Raw genomic sequence first — 16,115 nt, 5'->3', positions numbered from 1 at the left:
CCGACACGACATCGGTCGACGACACGGCGGGGACGACGAGACCCGAACGAACAGTGATGGAAGGAAGGACGCTGCGGTGGCTGGCGAACCGAAGTCCATATCGCGCAACGAAGTCGCGCATCTGGCGCGTCTGTCGCGCCTGGCGTTGAGCGAGGACGAACTCGATGTCTACGCCGAGCAGCTGGACTCGATCCTGACCCACGTCGCGTCGGTGTCGGAAGTGGCCGCCGACGACGTGCCCGGCACGGCCCACCCGGCCGAACTGGCGAATGTGCTGCGCCCCGATGTCGTCGTCCCGGGTCTGACGACCGAAGCCGCGCTGTCCGGTGCACCGGCCGTCGAGCAGGACCGTTTCGCGGTTCCGCAGATCCTGGGAGAAGAGCAGTGAGTCCCGATTCCAGCGCCCCCGGATCCCATGTCGCCGCGCCGCGTCCCGACGGTGATCTGACCGGATTGTCCGCCGCCGAACTCGCCACCCGGATCGGTGCCCGCGAGGTCAGCTCGGTGGAGGTCACCCAGGCCCACCTCGACCGCATCGCCGAGATCGACGACCAACTCGGCGCGTTCCTCCACGTCAGTGGCGCCGAAGCGCTGGTCGCCGCGAAGGCCGCCGACGACGCGATCGCCGCCGGGGACGCCCCGTCGGCCCTCGCGGGTGTACCGATCGCCCTCAAGGACGTCTTCACCACCACCGACGCACCCACCACGTGCGGCTCCAAGATTCTCGAGGGTTGGGTTCCGCCCTACGACGCCACGGTCACCGCACGCCTGCGCGCCGCGGGCATCCCGATCCTGGGCAAGACCAACATGGACGAGTTCGCGATGGGCAGCTCGACCGAGAACTCCGCCTACCAGCTCACCCGGAACCCGTGGGATCCCAGCAAGATCCCGGGTGGTTCGGGGGGTGGCAGCGCCGCCGCGCTGGCCTCGTACCAGGCCCCGCTGGCGATCGGTACCGACACCGGGGGCTCGATCCGGCAGCCGGCCGCGGTCACCGCGACGGTCGGCGTCAAGCCCACGTACGGCACGGTCTCGCGCTACGGGCTCGTGGCGTGCGCCTCGTCGCTCGACCAGGGCGGCCCGTGTGGCCGTACCGTCCTCGACACCGCGATGCTGCACGAGATCATCGCCGGGCACGACCCGCGGGACTCGACCTCGATCGATGTGCCGGTGCCCGACGTCGTCTCGGCCGCCCGCGAAGGGGCCGAGCGGGATCTCGCCGGCGTCCGGATCGGTGTCGTCACCGAACTGCAGGGCGAGGGCTACCAGTCCGGCGTGCTCGACTCTTTCCACCAGGCCGTCAAGCTCCTCGAGGAGCGCGGCGCCGAGGTGGTCGAGGTCAGCTGTCCGCACTTCACCTACGCGCTGGGCGCCTACTACCTCATCCTCCCGTCGGAGGTGTCGTCGAACCTCGCGCGGTTCGACGCGATGCGCTACGGACTGCGGGTCGGCGACGACGGCTCGCATTCGGCCGATGAGGTCATGGCTCTGTCCCGGGAGCAGGGATTCGGTCCAGAGGTCAAGCGCCGCATCATGATCGGGACCTACGCGTTGTCCTCGGGCTACTACGACGCCTACTACGGTCAGGCGCAGAAGGTGCGCACCCTGATCGCGCGTGACTTCGCCACCGCCTTCGAGAAGGTCGACGTGCTCATCTCGCCGACCACGCCGACCACCGCGTTCCCGATCGGGGAGAAGGTCGACGACCCACTCGCGATGTACCTGTTCGACCTGTGCACGCTGCCGGTGAACCTCGCCGGCATCGGGTCGATGTCGGTGCCGTCGGGGCTGTCGGTCGACGACGGCATGCCCGTCGGGCTGCAGATCATGGCGCCCGCCCTGGCCGACGACCGGCTGTACCGCGTGGGAGCGTCGTACGAAGCGGCTCGGGGGCCGATCGTCTGACGACCGGGGCGGCGTGCCGTCCTCGGTGCACGCCGTCGCGGGGCTGTCAATTCCGCATCGGCTGCGGCGGTCCGGACTGTTCGGACCCGTACCGGTGGCCGACCCCGGCCGCACCGTCGAGTGCGCCGAGAAGGTCGATGCTTGTCTGTACGAAACTGACCACGGGTAGCCACGGCGCCGACGGGACCCGCGGACCGCGGATGTGGGTGTCCTCGGTCGCGCGGTGCGGCCTCCACAGTCCGGCGGGTGACCAGCGCACGACGGGGTCGCTGGAATTGGCGAGAACCGTTCGCGAGGTGCGGGAATCCGGGGCGACGGTGCCCGCCGGCGGCGCGACCAGCACGGTCTCGTCGAGCAGAGCGGGGCGCTCGTTCTCCAGCCATACCCGGGCGGCGTCGGCGCCCACGGCACCGAGACTCTGCCCGTAGAGGATCACCCGCGGACGTTCGCGGTCGGGAACACCGTCGAGGACGGCCGCCAGTGCTGACACCACCGCGATCGCCGAGTCCGCCGATCGGGAGCGGTCGGACACGAAGGCCTGCCACGACGGCACGTCGTCGTAGGGGAGTGCGAGAACCCGGACGTCGCCGGCGAACCGGCTCTCGAAACCGTCGACAGCTGCCGGGTCGATCCATCCCGATCCGGTCGGCACCGCGACCACGACCGCCCGTGTCGACAGTCCGCCCGAACGCGTCCACGTCCGCACGAGTTGTGCAGCGGCGCGGTCGAATCCATCGGTGTTCAGCTCCCCGCGGGCCAGGACGTCCGAATGCGTCGCCACCGTCGTCGACGACGCCGGCACCGGCTGTTCGTCGGCGCCGGCGTCGGCGGGTGCCAGCAGTCCCGCCGTGAGGGCGACTGCGCCGGCCGCGAGCAGAGCGCAGCTACGCGGGACGGCGACGATCGCCAGGACGAGGACGGCGGGCGGGATCGTGGCCGCCGCCACCCATCCGGGCCCGAGGGGTGCGACGTCGACCGCCGCACGGATGAGGTTCTGCCACCAGACCGCCACGCCGACCGCGCATCCGAGGATCACCAGGCAGGAGCCGAACACGACGCGCCGTGCCTGGTCGTCCGGCTGTCGCCGACTGCGCCGGGCGGCGATCATCCCGATGATCGCACCCAGCGCGCTCAATGCCGCGGTCACGATCGCGGTCGTCGTCGCGTCCCGGGGCAGGGTGCCCGGATAGACCGCGATGAGGTAACCGAGGGTCACCGCGACACTGATCGCGGGATGCGGCCACGATCGGAACGGGCCGTCACGCAGGCAACGGGCGTCTCGGTGCTTCGTCATCGCCGCACCTCGCGCTCGTCGGGATCGACCAGGGCACGCTCGACGGTCGTGTGGACCAAGGCCGACAACGACTCGCCCCGGGCCGGGGGGCCGCCGTACTGGCGCCACGTGTTCCACGCCAACCCGATTCGAGCGCCGTGCGTGGCAGTCGTGCAGGCAGCTGTCCGGCAGGAGGCGTACATCCGGTCGATCAGCATGCGGTCCAGCGCGATCCGGGCCCAGGCGCCGAGCGGTTTGCCGTTTCGCTGCGCCGCCCGCAACAGGTCGTAGCCGAGATCGTGGGTGCGGCACAGCGGGGTGAAGTGCGGTGGCAACGGAACCGGCGACGAGCAGTCCCCATCCGGGTCGATCGGGTATCCGTCGACGATCCGCGGGGAGTACCCCTGCGCCACGACGAAGGACCGCGGAAGGGACGCCAGTGCGGTGGCCGGGTGCGGTCCCACGAGGGCGACGACCACGGCCGCGTAGGGATTGGTCGCATCGGCCGCCGGCGCCGTCACCGCCGGGCTCGATGCTGCGAGGAGCGGGCCTGCGACGGCGTGTGCGGTCGAGATCCACTGGCCGGTGACGAGTACGGCCAGGGTGAGCATCGCCGCCCACCACCGCGACCGTCGTCGGCGAGTGGTTGCGGAGAGATCGCGGTGCTGGTGTAAGACGTTGTCCGACGGAAGCTTTCGGATGTTCTCTGATCCGGTCATGAGCATCGACGCTATGAGTCCGGATCCGGCCGGCACATCGCTCCGCGGGACCGGCCGCGGTCGTCCCCAGGCCGGTTCGTCGGCGCCGAAACGCTACGACGGTATCGGGTCGTCTCCCTCGGAAGTATGAGGTCTTCGAGCGGTCGCCGAGCCTAGGGTGAGGGCATGTTCGGATACCGCAAGAAGCTCCGCGCGGTGGGGGCGTCCTCACTCGAATGGGCCTCGACCGCCCCGGTGGCCCAGGACCCCGCGGTGCGCCACTACTTCTCGTCGCGCCTCAACTGGTTCTTCCTGTTCGTGGCGCTGGTCATGTACTCGGTTGCGTGGCCGACGCTCCCGATCACCCACTCGATGCCGGTGTTCGTGCTACCCGTGGTCGCTGCCTTCGCGGCCCTGCCGATCGCCCTCGCGTGGTCGGCCCCGTTGCTGGGGTGGGCGATCTCGGTGGTCTCCGCCCAACTCATCGGCATCGTCGTCCCGACCCGGGGCGGGTGGGAGCTGACGATCCAGGTCACCCACCTGATCGAACTGCTGGTCCTCACGTTCATGGCCTTCCTCAAGTGCCCGCTGCGATGGATTCCGGTGGTCTGGGTCTCGACGTCGATCGTCATCGCCTTCGCCGTGCAACCGACCGCGCGCGTCGGGTGGGTCTTCGGGATCTCGGTGCTCGCGGTCGTGGTCGCGTTGCTGCGCGGACTGATGGCTTCGCGCCGGCAGTTGGCGGTGCGCACCGAGCAGACCGAGGCCGCCGAAGCCGAGGCAGCCGTACTCCAGGAGCGGGCGCGAATCGCCCGGGACCTGCACGATGTGGTCGCTCACCGGATGTCGATGGTGGTGGTGATGTCACAGACCGCCAGATATCGCCTGCCGGATGTGAGCCCCTCTGCCGCAGCGGAATTCGACGCCATCGCCGAGGCGGCACGTACGTCCCTCGACGAGGTCCGACAGTTGCTCGGGGTCCTGCGCGTCGAGGGTGCGGATGCTTCGGCGGCACCCAATCCCGGCCTGGCCGAACTCGATTCGCTGGTCACCGAGACACGCCGCGCGGGTGCCGAGGTCGTGCTGAACCTGGCCATCGACGCCGACGACGTCGGTGAATCGGCCGCCCTGGTGATCTATCGGATCGTGCAGGAGTCGCTGGCCAATGCCACCCGGCATGCCCCCGGCGGGCGCGTGGACGTCGAGGTGAGGCGCGGGGACGATGATCTCGTCGACGTCGCCGTGGTCAACACGGCCGCGACCGCTGAACCATTGCAGATCGGCGGGAGCGGAGTGGGTATCCCCGGGATGATCGATCGCGCTCAGGCGGTGGGTGGTTCGCTGGTCGCCGCCCCCACATCGACCGGCGGGTTCGCGGTACGCGCTCGCATCCCGGCGACGCCGCGCCGGGACGTCGTCGTGCCCGAGCCGATCGTGACCTCCACGGGTTCCGGTGAGCCGTCGTCACGACGACGGTAGCGTGACGGCGTGCCGATCACCGTAGTCATCGCAGATGACCAGGCCATGGTGCGTCAGGGCTTTTCGGCGCTGCTCGCCGCGCAACCCGACCTCTCGGTCCTCGGCGATGCCGCCGACGGGGTCGAGGCCGTCGAGGTGTGTCGTCGGGTGCGTCCCGACGTCGTGCTGATGGATGTGCGGATGCCGCGCAAGGACGGACTGTGGGCCGCGGAGCAGATCCTCGCGTCGTCTGCCGAACCGCCCACGCGCGTGTTGATGCTGACGACCTTCGACATCGACGACTACGTGTACGAGGCGCTGCGCATAGGGGCATCGGGATTCTTGCTGAAGGATGCGCCCGCCGAAGAGCTGGTGCGAGCGGTCCGCGTCGTGGCCGCGGGTGAGGCGTTGCTGGCACCGTCGATCACACGGCGGCTGATCACCGAGGTCACCGCCAGGCGCCGGCGGCCGGCGCGGGATCAGAAGCTCGACACGCTCACCCCGCGGGAGCGCGAGGTGCTCGACCTGGTGGCCGACGGCAAGTCCAACGCGGAGATCGGCGCGGACCTGTTCGTGACCGAGCAGACGGTGAAGACCCATGTGAGCAGTCTCCTGAACAAACTCCGGCTCCGGGATCGGGCGCAGGCCGTCGTGTTCGCCTACGAGAACGGCATCAAGTGATTTCGCGACCAGCGCCGGGCTCGTCGGGGCACTAGATTGGGGTTGCTCGGGCAGGTTGACCGATGACGACAGGGAGGGTGGTCTCACCAGTGGCCAAGAGGTTCGGCATTCTGACGTCCGGGGGAGACTGCCCCGGACTGAACGCGGTCATCCGCGGCGCAGTGCTCAAGGGTGAGACCGTGTACGGCCACGAGTTCGTCGGCTTCCGGGACGGCTGGGCCGGACTGGTCTACGGCGACATCGTCGAATTGAACCGGTCGACGGTCCGCGGCCTGTCGAACCAGGGCGGCACCATTCTCGGCACGAGCCGGTTCGGTCCCTACTCCGAACCCGACGGCGGTCCCGAGAACATCAAGAAGGTGTTGAAGAACCTCGAGATCGACGGCGTGATCGCGATCGGCGGCGAGGGCACGGCGGCGGCGTCGAAGCGGCTGTTCGACGACGGCATCAACATCGTCGGGGTTCCCAAGACCATCGACAACGACATCGCCGCCACCGACTACACCTTCGGGTTCAACACCGCGGTGGAGATCGCGACCGAGGCGATCGACCGCCTCCGCACCACCGGCAACTCGCACAAACGGTGCATGGTTCTCGAGGTCATGGGTCGCCACGCGGGCTGGATCGCCCTGCACTCCGGGATCGCGGGCGGCGCCCACGTCATCCTGATCCCGGAGAACCCCGAGAGTCTCGACCAGATCTGTGCCTGGGTCACCAGCGTCAAGTCGCGCGGGCGTTCGCCGATGGTCGTCGTCGCCGAGGGGTTCAAGCTCCCGGAGATGAAGGAGGCGTACTCCACCAAAGGCCTCGACGGTTTCAACCGCCCCCGACTCGGTGGTGTGGCCGAGGTGCTCGCCCCGCTCATCGAGGAGCGGACCGGGATCGAGACCCGGGCCACCATCCTCGGCCACATCCAGCGCGGCGGCGTGCCGTCGGCCTACGACCGGGTGCTCGCGACCCGCATGGGGATGGCGACCGCCGACCTCGTCGCCGAGAAGGGCTGGGGGCAGATGGTCGCGCTTCACGGCACCGACATCGCCCGGATCACCTTCGACGAGGCACTCGGTGAACTGAAGACGGTGCCGTTGGATCAGTACAAGGAGATCCGGGTCATCTTCGGCTGAGCGACTCCGGGCCGTCAGGCCACCGGGGTGACCGTCGCGGCCGGCTCGCGCGGGATGATGATCCAGAGCGCCAGGTAGATCAGGACCTGGGGTCCGGGCAGCAGCATCGACAGGATGAACAGCACGCGGATGAGCGTCGGATCCCAGCCCCAACGTTGCGCGATACCACCGCAGACACCGCCCAGCCACGAGTTGCTGCGCGAACGCATCAGGCGGGGGCCGCTGTAGGCGGGTTGCGGGGTGGTCATCTCGTCCTCCTGTGTGGATTGTGGTCCGGCGTCGTTCGCCGGTGACATCCACGCTACGAGCGGGTCCGGCTCCCGGCATCGGTGATCACCCTGAACGTGCCCCTGGGATATCGCCGCATAAACTGGCCGCTATGACTTCCGCAGCCGTCGACCTGTTGGACTACGACGAGGTGCTTGCCGCATTCGATCCGGTGATGGGTCTCGAGGTGCACGTCGAGCTGGGCACCGCGACCAAGATGTTCTGCGGGTGCCCCACCGAGTTCGGCGCCGACCCGAACACCCAGGTGTGCCCGGTGTGTATCGGACTGCCGGGTTCGCTCCCGGTCGCCAACGCCAAGGCCATCGAGTCCGCGATCCGCATCGGCCTCGCGCTGAACTGCTCCATCCGGCCGTCGAGCGTCTTCGCGCGAAAGAACTACTTCTACCCGGATCAGCCGAAGAACTACCAGATCTCGCAGTACGACGAGCCGATCGCCTACGACGGTTTCCTCGACGTCGTGCTCGGCGACGGCACCACCTGGCGGGTCGAGATCGAGCGCGCCCACATGGAGGAGGACACCGGCAAGTCGCTGCACATCGGCGGCTCGACGGGTCGAATCCACGGCGCGAGTCATTCGCTGCTCGACTACAACCGCGCCGGTGTGCCGCTCGTCGAGATCGTGACGCGGCCCATCGAGGGCGCGGGGGAACGCGCGCCCGAGGTCGCCCGGGCCTACGTGTCGGCGCTGCGCGACCTGCTCAAGTCGCTGGACGTGTCGGACGTGCGTATGGACCAGGGGTCGATGCGCTGCGATGTGAACCTGTCGCTGAAGACGAAGGACGCCACCGAATTCGGTACGCGCACCGAGACCAAGAACGTCAACTCGCTCAAGAGCGTCGAGGTGGCGGTTCGCTACGAGATGCGCCGTCAGGCCGCCATCCTGGAGGCCGGCGGCGAGATCGTCCAGGAGACGCGGCACTTCCACGAGACCGACGGCACCACGTCGGCCGGGCGCCGCAAGGAGACCGCCGAGGACTACCGCTACTTCCCGGAGCCGGATCTGCCTCCGGTGCAGCCGGATTCGGCGTGGATCGAGGAGTTGCGGGCGGACCTGCCCGAGCTGCCGTGGCTACGTCGCGCCCGCATCCAGGAGGACTGGGGAGTCTCCGACGAGGTCATGCGTGACCTCGTAAACGTCGGCGCGGTCGATCTCATCATCGCCACCGTCGACGCCGGGGCAGCACCCGAGGCGGCCCGTGGCTGGTGGGTGTCCTTCCTTGCGCAGCAGGCCAATTCTCGCGGAGTCGAACTCGCCGACCTGTCCATCACGCCGGCGCAGGTCGCCGAGATCATCGGACTGGTCGACGAGGGCAAACTCACGACCAAGCTGGCGCAGCAGGTCGCGACCGCCGTCCTCGACGGTGAGGGTGAGCCCGCTCAGATCGTCGCCGACCGCGGCCTCGAGGTGGTTCGGGACGATTCCGCGCTCCAGAAGGCCGTCGACGACGCGCTCGCCGCCAACCCCGACATCGCCGACAAGATCCGCGGCGGGAAGGTCCAGGCCGCCGGCAAGATCGTCGGAGACGTCATGAAAGCGACTCGCGGACAAGCTGACCCGGCCCGCGTCAAGGAACTCGTCATCGCGGCCTGTTCCTGAGGGCGCAGCCCCTCTGCTCCCTGATCCGAAAGACGACATAACCATTGCTCCCTGAGGTGCGAGGAGCGCCAGCGACGAGCCACGAAGGGCCTGGTGAGACAGGTTGCGGAGCCCTTCGTGGCTCGCTTCGCTCGCACCTCAGGGAGCAGAGATGTGGACGCTCAAGAGTGTTCTTTCACGATCCACGACGGCCGCCCGGCCGCAGTTACTGAGGTGCGGGGAGCGCACGCCGCCGGGCCGAGCAAGCGACGAAGGAGCGCGTCGAGGTCGACGAGCCTTGAAGGGCGCGTCCCGGTCACGTCCGGTCGTTGCCACCGCCGGAGGGCAGGAAGCGGAACACGCGATCGTCGGTGGGCTTCGCTGAACCCACCTCCTTGTTGACGGTCGCCACCTGCAGCAGCCCGTTGGGGAGCGCGGCCATCCGGCCGAGGGCGCCGTACCGCCGGTCGAGCACGACGGCCGGGGCGGTGATCGTCGGCTCCTCGCGAGTGGGCTCGTTGATGGCCTCGATGCGTTGGGTGCGCGTCGTCGAGACGAAGATGCTGCCCCCGGCGACCCCGCAACCCGCGATCTGTGGTCGGTCCGGCCACGTCCACAGCACCTTGGGTCCGCCTTCTTCGAGCACCTGCACGCGATCCTCGGTGGCCGTCTGGTCGGCGACGTAGACCGTCCCGGTGGAAGCGTTGGGACACAACGCCACCGACGACCCGAAGCCGGATGCGAGGATCGCCGGCCGCGGGCCGTCGCCAGAGGTGAACGAGGTCACCAGCAGCACCTTGCCGGCGAGGGACGACGGATCGTCGGCGGCCGCGGGATTCCCGGCATTGCCGGTGGCGACGACGAGTTCGGTCGGGGACCGGAAGTACATCGCGCCCATGTTCCCGGTGGCGCCCTTGGGGATGCCGGTCAGGATCGGCTTGGGCACGTCTCCCGGTGCCAGGCGGACGATGCGGTTGTCCGACGGGGTCGTGATGTAGGCGTAGATCAACCGGTCCTGAGAATAGGTGGGGGAGTAGGCGAAATCGATCAGACCGCCGTCACCGGACGCATCGACCGGCGTCTCTCCCAGCGTTCGGGCAGGACCGTAGCGTTTGGTTGTGATGATCTTGCCGGTCGTGCGTTCGGCGACGACGGTGACCTCGCCCTGCTCGTCGCCGGGCATCACACCGCCGGTGGACGCGAGACACGTCGCGATCACCGCGGGGTCGGGGTCGACGCACGGGCCGGTCGGCGGCGGTTGCGTCTCGCGCGGGGTCTCCGGCGGTGGCGTCGGCTCGGGCTGGCCGCTCGGCCGGTTGTTCGGGCTGAACGCACCCGCCTCGCGTTGATTGTCCTGGGCGCTGAAGTCCGCGCAGCCGCCGACCAGCACCACGACCGCCGTCAGCACCGTCACCAGCACTCGCCACCGGGCCCACACCCGGCGGTCCGCCGTCGCGGCTGAACTCGTCCGGGCATCGTCGCGCGTGCCCGTCGGGCGCCCCTTCCACATGGCGTCCACAGTAATGGTGCTCCGGGTGACGGTGCCCCGAGCGTGGTGCCCCGACTCACCCCGTCGGGGTCCGGTGGCCGCAGTCCGCGAGCCTCTAGAGTCGGGCGTGTGAGCGAACGCGACACGTCGGGCACCAGCGAGCGCGACACACCGGCGACGAGCCCCTACGACGAACCGACCGGACAGATCCCGGTCCCGGGCGGCGCAGCCGGCGCACCCGGCGCACCCGGCACGGGACCCGGGGCGGGCAGTTCGCGTCCCGACGCCGGCCCGCCGACGCCACCCGCGGTGACCGACCGCGACGACTTCTACAACCGGCACGCCCGGCGGTCGCCGGCCCCCTACTCCCGGGTGGACGATCTCGACGACCTCGATCCCGGCGACGTCGAGACCCGTTCGGTCGCCGCTGGTCCGCCCGCGGCTCCTCGGTCCGGTCCGGCGTCGACGCGACCGGCCGCGACGACCGCGGGGCCCGGCGCCGGAACGGGTGCATCGTCCGATGACGACTTCGAGACCGTGCAGTTCGCCAAACAGCCCGGCCCCGTGCGCGTGCAGACCGCCGACGACGCGGTCACCACCCCGGAGCCCGCCCTGCCGCCGGTCGGCACCGCGCGCTATGACTTCGTCGATGACGACGACGATCTGATCTCCCGCGCCCGAGCGCACGACGCCGCGTCCGACACCGAAGTACTTGACGACGAGCCGCGCGGTCGACGTCGGTTCGGGCGGCGCCGAACCGACGACGACACCGATGATCGTCGCGGTGCCGGGGCCGACGACGACCTCGAGGACGCGCTCGCGAAATCGCGGCGCGGCACCATCGACCTGGGTTTGCTGCTGTTGCGTGTTGCACTCGGCGGCCTGGTCGGTGCGCACGGCCTGCAGAAGCTCTTCGGGTTGTGGAACGGTCCGCGGTTGAGCGGCTTCGAGTCCATGCTCGTCGACGCCGGCTTCACCGCCGACTACGCCCAGATCCTCGCCATCGTCGGTGCGCTGTCGGAGACGATCGGTGGACTGATGGTGATCCTCGGGCTGCTGACCCCGATCGGGGCGTCGGCGATCCTCGGCACCATGCTCGTCGCCGCGGCCTACAAGATGTCGATGGCCGATGGCTTCTCGTTCTTCGCCGCCGCCGGCGGGGTCGAGTTCGAGCTCTTCCTCGCGGTGGCCGCGGCGGTCGTCATCCTGACCGGCCCGGGTCTGTACTCACTCGACTATCCACGGGGTTGGGCGCGACGGCCGTTCGTCGGCTCGTTCCTCTGGCTCATCGTCGGCGTGGCGGCAGCTGTCGCCGTCTGGGTCCTGGCCAACGGGAGCAACCCGCTCATCTGAGTCGGCACCGACACAGAACGCGGGGACGTATCGGAATCCGATACGTCCCCGCACTCTGTGCTGAGTAGTCAGTCGACCTGACGCACCGCGCCGCGGTCGGCAGACGTCGCGAGCTTGGCGTACGCGCGCAGTGCGGTGGTCACCGTGCGCTGACGATCCTTCGGCTGCCATGGCCGTTCGGAGGCCTCCATCTTGGCGCGCCGCTCGGCGAGCACCTCGTCGTCGACCAGGACCTCGAGGCGGCGGGTCTTGACGTCGATGACGATCGGGTCGCCGTCCTCGACGAGTCCGATGGCACCACCCGACGCGGCTTCGGGGGACATGTGACCGACCGACAGGCCCGACGATCCGCCGGAGAACCGGCCGTCGGTGATGAGGGCGCACTTCTTGCCCATCCCGGTGCCCTTCATGAAGGCCGTCGGATGCAGCATCTCCTGCATGCCGGGGCCGCCCGCGGGACCCTCGTACCGCACGACGAGGACCTCGCCGGCCTGGATGGTCTTGGAGAGGATGACCTGGACGGCGTCTTCCTGGCTCTCGACGACACGGGCCGGACCCTCGAAGTGCCACAGGTCCTCGTCGATGCCCGCGGTCTTCAGGACAGCGCCGTCGGGGGCGAGGTTGCCGCGCAGCACGCACAGACCGCCCTCGACGGTGTAGGCGTGCTCGAGGTCGCGGATGCAACCGCCCGCGGCATCGGTGTCGAGCGAACTCCACCGGTTCGACGTCGAGAACGGAGTGGTGGTGCGGACGCCGCCCGGTGCGGCGTGGAAGAGTTCGACGGCCTCGTCGATCGCCTTGCCGCCGCGGATGTCCCAGTCGTCGAGCGCCTGGGCCATTGTCGGGGTGTGCACGGTCGACGCGGTGGCGTCGAGCAGGCCCGCGCGGCGCAGTTCCCCGAGGATCGCCGGGATTCCGCCGGCCCGGTGGACGTCCTCCATGTGGTAGTCCGAATTCGGCGAGACCTTCGACAGACACGGCACGTTGCGGCTGATCTCGTCGATGACCCCGAGGTCGAAATCGGCGACCTCTCCCTCCTGCGCGGCGGCGAGGATGTGCAGGACGGTGTTGGTCGAACCGCCCATCGCGACGTCGAGGGCCATCGCGTTGCGAAACGCGGTCGGCGTGGCGATGTTCCGCGGCAGCACCGATGCGTCGTCGTCGCGATACCAACGTGTCGCCGCATCGACGACGACCGTGCCCGCGCGCGCGAACAGGGCGCGGCGGGCCTCGTGGGTGGCCAGCGTCGAGCCGTTGCCGGGCAGCGCGAGTCCCAGCGCCTCGGTCAGACAGTTCATCGAGTTGGCCGTGAACATGCCCGAGCACGAACCGCACGTGGGGCACGCCGACCGCTCGACCTCGTCGAGTCCGGCGTCGTCGACAGCACTGTTCGCCGACGCCGAGATCGTGGTGATCAGGTCCGACGACGGATGTGCGACATCGCCGACGACGACTGCCTTGCCGGCTTCCATCGGCCCGCCGGAGACGAACACCGTCGGGATGTTCAGGCGCATCGCGGCGTTGAGCATCCCGGGAGTGATCTTGTCGCAGTTGGAGATACACACCAGCGCGTCCGCGGTGTGGGCGTTGACCATGTATTCGACCGAGTCGGCGATGATCTCGCGACTGGGCAGCGAGTAGAGCATGCCGCCGTGACCCATCGCGATGCCGTCGTCGACGGCGATGGTGTGGAACTCCCGCGGCACGCCACCGGCGGCCCGCACGGCCTCGGCCACGATGTCGCCGACGTCCTTCAGGTGCACATGCCCCGGCACGAACTGGGTGTAGGAGTTGGCGATGGCCACGATCGGCTTGCCGAAGTCGTCGTCGGTCATCCCGGTGGCGCGCCACAGGGAGCGGGCGCCGGCGGCTTCGCGGCCGACGGTGGTGGTACGTGACCTCAGAGCAGGCATGGGTTCCTCGAATCGATCGTGTGGCTCAGGCGGGCCCGGCGCGATCGGACGTGCGGTGACGGACCGGCGCCGGACTCTTCGGCTCAACACCGCGACCCCGGGTGTGTTCCCACGGGCTGTGGCCGGGGCGAACTGTGTTGACGGGCGCCGCCTCGCTGAGGGTGGGCGTGAGGGAGCACCGAGAAGCAGGCTACTCCGCTGCGACGATGGGTAACAAAACCATTCGGGCGTGCGGGCCGGGCCGCGCCGGTGCAGTCCTCGGTCGGGGTCAGATCCCCAGCACCGTCTTGGCGATCGAGAAGTAGAGGAGAAGGCCGGTGGCGTCGCAGAACGTCGAGATGAACGGCGTGGAGAACACCGCGGGGTCGACGCGGATCGACTTCGCGATCAGCGGCATCACGCCGCCCACGGTCGCGGCCAGGGTGCACACCGACAGGATCGTCAGGCCGATCACCACACCGATCTCGAGGCCGTAGACGAGTGCGGCGACGGTGAACCCGGCGAGTCCGAGTAGCGCGCCCATGGTCAGTCCGACGCGGACCTCCTTGGCGGCGACGCGGGCGACGTCGCGCGGGGCGACCTCGTCGGTGGCGAGTGCGCGGGTCACGGTCGTCGCCGCCTGCGAACCGGTGTTCCCGCCGATCCCGGTGAGCAGCGGGATGAACAGTGCCAGCGCGACCCGCTGCTCGAGGGTGCCCTCGAAGATCTCCAGCACGTTGACGGTGAGGATCGCCGACACCGCGAGCACGAACAGCCACACGATCCGGGCGCGCGTGATCGACAGGATGGACGAGAACAGGTACGGGTCGCGGAGGGGTTCACGCGCGCCCGCACGGGCCTCGTCGGTGTCCCGGGCCTGCTCGACGACGTCGACGGCATCGTCGATGGTCAGGACGCCGACCAGGCGGCTGTCGCTGTCGACGACGGGCATGGCGAGGATTCCCCGGTCCACACACCTCTGCGCGGTGGCCTCGGCGTCATCCTCGGCTTGAGCGAACATCGGCTTGTTCATCAGGTCGTGGACGGGTTGGGCCGGGTCGGCCAGGAGGAGGTCGCGCAGGCTGACCACACCGCACAGCGAGCGAGCGCCGTCGAGGACGGGCACCGTGTAGATCGTCTCCGCGGCGTGTCCGCGTTCTCGCACGCGGGCCAACGCGTCGCCGGCCGGTTCGTCCTCTCGGGCGTGGACGAACTCGGGACTCATCCGACGCCCCACCGAACCGCGCGGGTAGCCGAGAACCACCGCGGTCATGTCGCGTTCGGCCGGGGTGAGCTGCTGGATCAGCGACTTGGCGACTCCCGCGGGCAACTCGTCCAGCAACTCGGCGCGATCGTCGGGGTCGAGGTGGTCGAAGGCGGCGGCCACGTCCGCGGTGCCCAGATCGTCGATGAGGCGGCGCTGCGAGCCGGCCGACAGATCGTCGAACACCTCCACCGCGAGGTCCTTGGCCAGCAGACGGAACGCGACGCCACGGGACTTGTGGGGGAGCCGGTCGAGCAGGGCGGCGATGTCGCCCGCGGGCATCCCGGACAGCGTCGTCCCGACGTCTGCGAGGCGACCTGCCGAGATCAGTTCGTCGAGTTCACCGGCGTCGAATGTTCGGGTGTGCGCCACGGCCGCACTCTATCGCCGGGACGCGAGGCGAGGGGTCACCAGACGGGTGCCGTCCGGGCGCGACGCCTATTCGGCGGACCGGGCCGCCTCGAAGGGGTCCGGAATGCGACCACCACTGACGAGCGACAACGCGGGAAGATCACGGAAACCGATGGCGGGCAGACGAACTCGATTGCCATCTGTGAGGACCGCACGCACCGAACTCCACTTCGGGAACTGCAGTCCGGCGATGTCGGACCAGGCGATCTCGGTGGTCGAGAACATCCGCACCGAGGTGAGTCCGTTCTCGGTGACCACCGTCCGCAACCGGCGAATCCACAGCCAGACCAGGACCGGGACGATCAGGGCGAAGGCGAACCACGGGGAGGCGCCGACCAGGAGCACGACCACCAGAGCGGCCATCGGGACCGTGAAGTAGGCGGTCCGATTGATACGGAACGTCACCGGATAGTCGAATGCGACGTCATCGTCGGCAGGGGTCGCGCTGGTCTTCGGGTCTGCGGGGTCGGTGGAATCAGTCGGCACCGTTCCATTGTGCCAACCGGCCCCGAGGTCCCTCGCCGACGGGTTCGTCGCGCCGCACCGAAAATCGAGGTGCGCAGACAACCGACTCGACCAGTGCTTTCCCAGATGGTGAGACGGCGTGGTCCGGAGTTTGACTCGGAACCGAACACAGTCCTACCGTGAACGCGTGATGCAGAACGGGATCCTCGTAGTAATCGGCTGGCGCGTCTTCGCCTGA

Annotated in this window: 14 protein-coding genes; 7 read left to right on the top strand and 7 right to left on the bottom strand. The window is 69.2% G+C overall.

All coding sequences use genetic code 11. The features are described 5' to 3' along the window. The first annotated feature begins 76 nt into the window (after positions 1-76). Both gatC and gatA read left to right on the top strand, forming a co-directional pair. The gene (gene gatC, locus AS181_RS13925; protein WP_058252154.1) at positions 77-388 is read left to right on the top strand and encodes an Asp-tRNA(Asn)/Glu-tRNA(Gln) amidotransferase subunit GatC; all 312 of its coding nucleotides are present in this window, start codon (positions 77-79) and stop codon (positions 386-388) included. Then, positions 385-1,905: an Asp-tRNA(Asn)/Glu-tRNA(Gln) amidotransferase subunit GatA gene (gatA, locus tag AS181_RS13920; RefSeq protein WP_058252153.1), complete on the top strand. Its 1,521-nt coding sequence runs from the start codon at positions 385-387 to the stop codon at positions 1,903-1,905. Before gatC ends, gatA begins: the two co-directional genes overlap by 4 nt. Positions 1,906-1,951: 46 nt before the next feature. On the opposite strand, the gene AS181_RS13915 is transcribed toward gatA, so the two are convergent. Together AS181_RS13915 and AS181_RS13910 are read right to left on the bottom strand one after the other, a co-directional pair. Further along, positions 1,952-3,199, bottom strand: a complete 1,248-nt coding sequence (locus tag AS181_RS13915; RefSeq protein ID WP_058252152.1) for an alpha/beta-hydrolase family protein — start codon at positions 3,197-3,199, stop codon at positions 1,952-1,954. Then, positions 3,196-3,897 (bottom strand): hypothetical protein, encoded by a 702-nt coding sequence (locus tag AS181_RS13910; protein ID WP_231742435.1) that lies wholly within the window; start codon positions 3,895-3,897, stop codon positions 3,196-3,198. The genes AS181_RS13915 and AS181_RS13910 overlap by 4 nt, the downstream gene beginning before the upstream one ends. Positions 3,898-4,062: 165 nt before the next feature. Here AS181_RS13910 and AS181_RS13905 point away from each other — a divergent pair, with 165 nt between their 5' ends. The 3 genes from AS181_RS13905 (at position 4,063) to AS181_RS13895 (ending at position 7,139) form a co-directional block, all read left to right on the top strand. Continuing rightward, positions 4,063-5,355 carry a sensor histidine kinase gene (locus AS181_RS13905; RefSeq protein ID WP_058252150.1) on the top strand — a complete coding sequence of 431 codons (1,293 nt, stop codon included), beginning with the start codon at positions 4,063-4,065 and terminating at the stop codon, positions 5,353-5,355. Between the two features lie 9 nt (positions 5,356-5,364). Further along, on the top strand, positions 5,365-6,015 hold the full coding sequence (locus AS181_RS13900) for a response regulator (RefSeq protein ID WP_058252149.1): 651 nt from the start codon (positions 5,365-5,367) through the stop codon (positions 6,013-6,015). An 89-nt stretch (positions 6,016-6,104) separates the two neighbouring features. Then, complete coding sequence (locus AS181_RS13895) at positions 6,105-7,139, top strand: 6-phosphofructokinase (protein WP_058252148.1); 1,035 nt, start codon at positions 6,105-6,107, stop codon at positions 7,137-7,139. Positions 7,140-7,153: 14 nt separating this feature from the next. Here the strand turns inward: AS181_RS13895 and AS181_RS13890 are convergent, their stop codons facing one another. Continuing rightward, complete coding sequence (locus tag AS181_RS13890) at positions 7,154-7,387, bottom strand: PspC domain-containing protein (RefSeq protein ID WP_058252197.1); 234 nt, start codon at positions 7,385-7,387, stop codon at positions 7,154-7,156. 131 nt (positions 7,388-7,518) lie between these two features. Here AS181_RS13890 and gatB point away from each other — a divergent pair, with 131 nt between their 5' ends. Continuing rightward, positions 7,519-9,024, top strand: coding sequence for an Asp-tRNA(Asn)/Glu-tRNA(Gln) amidotransferase subunit GatB (gene gatB / locus AS181_RS13885; RefSeq protein WP_058252147.1), 1,506 nt, complete (start codon positions 7,519-7,521; stop codon positions 9,022-9,024). 295 nt (positions 9,025-9,319) lie between these two features. On the opposite strand, the gene AS181_RS13880 is transcribed toward gatB, so the two are convergent. Continuing rightward, positions 9,320-10,513, bottom strand: a complete 1,194-nt coding sequence (locus AS181_RS13880) for a PQQ-dependent sugar dehydrogenase (RefSeq protein ID WP_396266565.1) — start codon at positions 10,511-10,513, stop codon at positions 9,320-9,322. 108 nt (positions 10,514-10,621) lie between these two features. On the opposite strand from AS181_RS13880, the gene AS181_RS13875 reads away from it, so the two are divergent. Beyond that, positions 10,622-11,845, top strand: a complete 1,224-nt coding sequence (locus tag AS181_RS13875; RefSeq protein WP_058252146.1) for a DoxX family protein — start codon at positions 10,622-10,624, stop codon at positions 11,843-11,845. A gap of 68 nt (positions 11,846-11,913) precedes the next feature. On the opposite strand, the gene ilvD is transcribed toward AS181_RS13875, so the two are convergent. The 3 genes from ilvD to AS181_RS13860 form a co-directional block, all read right to left on the bottom strand. Then, positions 11,914-13,758 carry a dihydroxy-acid dehydratase gene (ilvD, locus tag AS181_RS13870; RefSeq protein WP_058252145.1) on the bottom strand — a complete coding sequence of 615 codons (1,845 nt, stop codon included), beginning with the start codon at positions 13,756-13,758 and terminating at the stop codon, positions 11,914-11,916. Between the two features lie 268 nt (positions 13,759-14,026). Continuing rightward, positions 14,027-15,373, bottom strand: a complete 1,347-nt coding sequence (gene mgtE, locus AS181_RS13865) for a magnesium transporter (protein ID WP_058252144.1) — start codon at positions 15,371-15,373, stop codon at positions 14,027-14,029. A 66-nt stretch (positions 15,374-15,439) separates the two neighbouring features. Next, complete coding sequence (locus AS181_RS13860; protein ID WP_058252143.1) at positions 15,440-15,898, bottom strand: PH domain-containing protein; 459 nt, start codon at positions 15,896-15,898, stop codon at positions 15,440-15,442. Between the last annotated feature and the right edge of the window lie 217 nt (positions 15,899-16,115).

It is taken from the genome of Gordonia sp. SGD-V-85, assembly GCF_001456905.1.
GTDB classification, from domain to species: Bacteria; Actinomycetota; Actinomycetes; order Mycobacteriales; family Mycobacteriaceae; genus Gordonia; species Gordonia hongkongensis.
Note: the sequence above shows the minus strand (reverse complement) of the source record. Positions and strands in the feature narration are given on the sequence as shown.

Bases quoted from the DNA above. Each gene is read 5' to 3' on its own strand.
- AS181_RS13915 (WP_058252152.1), bottom strand. From the start codon at position 3,199: ATGACGAAGCACCGAGACGCCCGTTGCCTGCGTGACGGCCCGTTCCGA.
- AS181_RS13910 (WP_231742435.1), bottom strand. From the start codon at position 3,897: ATGACCGGATCAGAGAACATCCGAAAGCTTCCGTCGGACAACGTCTTA.
- AS181_RS13905 (WP_058252150.1), top strand. From the start codon at position 4,063: ATGTTCGGATACCGCAAGAAGCTCCGCGCGGTGGGGGCGTCCTCACTC.
- AS181_RS13890 (WP_058252197.1), bottom strand. From the start codon at position 7,387: ATGACCACCCCGCAACCCGCCTACAGCGGCCCCCGCCTGATGCGTTCG.
- gatB (WP_058252147.1), top strand. From the start codon at position 7,519: ATGACTTCCGCAGCCGTCGACCTGTTGGACTACGACGAGGTGCTTGCC.
- AS181_RS13880 (WP_396266565.1), bottom strand. From the start codon at position 10,513: ATGTGGAAGGGGCGCCCGACGGGCACGCGCGACGATGCCCGGACGAGT.
- ilvD (WP_058252145.1), bottom strand. From the start codon at position 13,758: ATGCCTGCTCTGAGGTCACGTACCACCACCGTCGGCCGCGAAGCCGCC.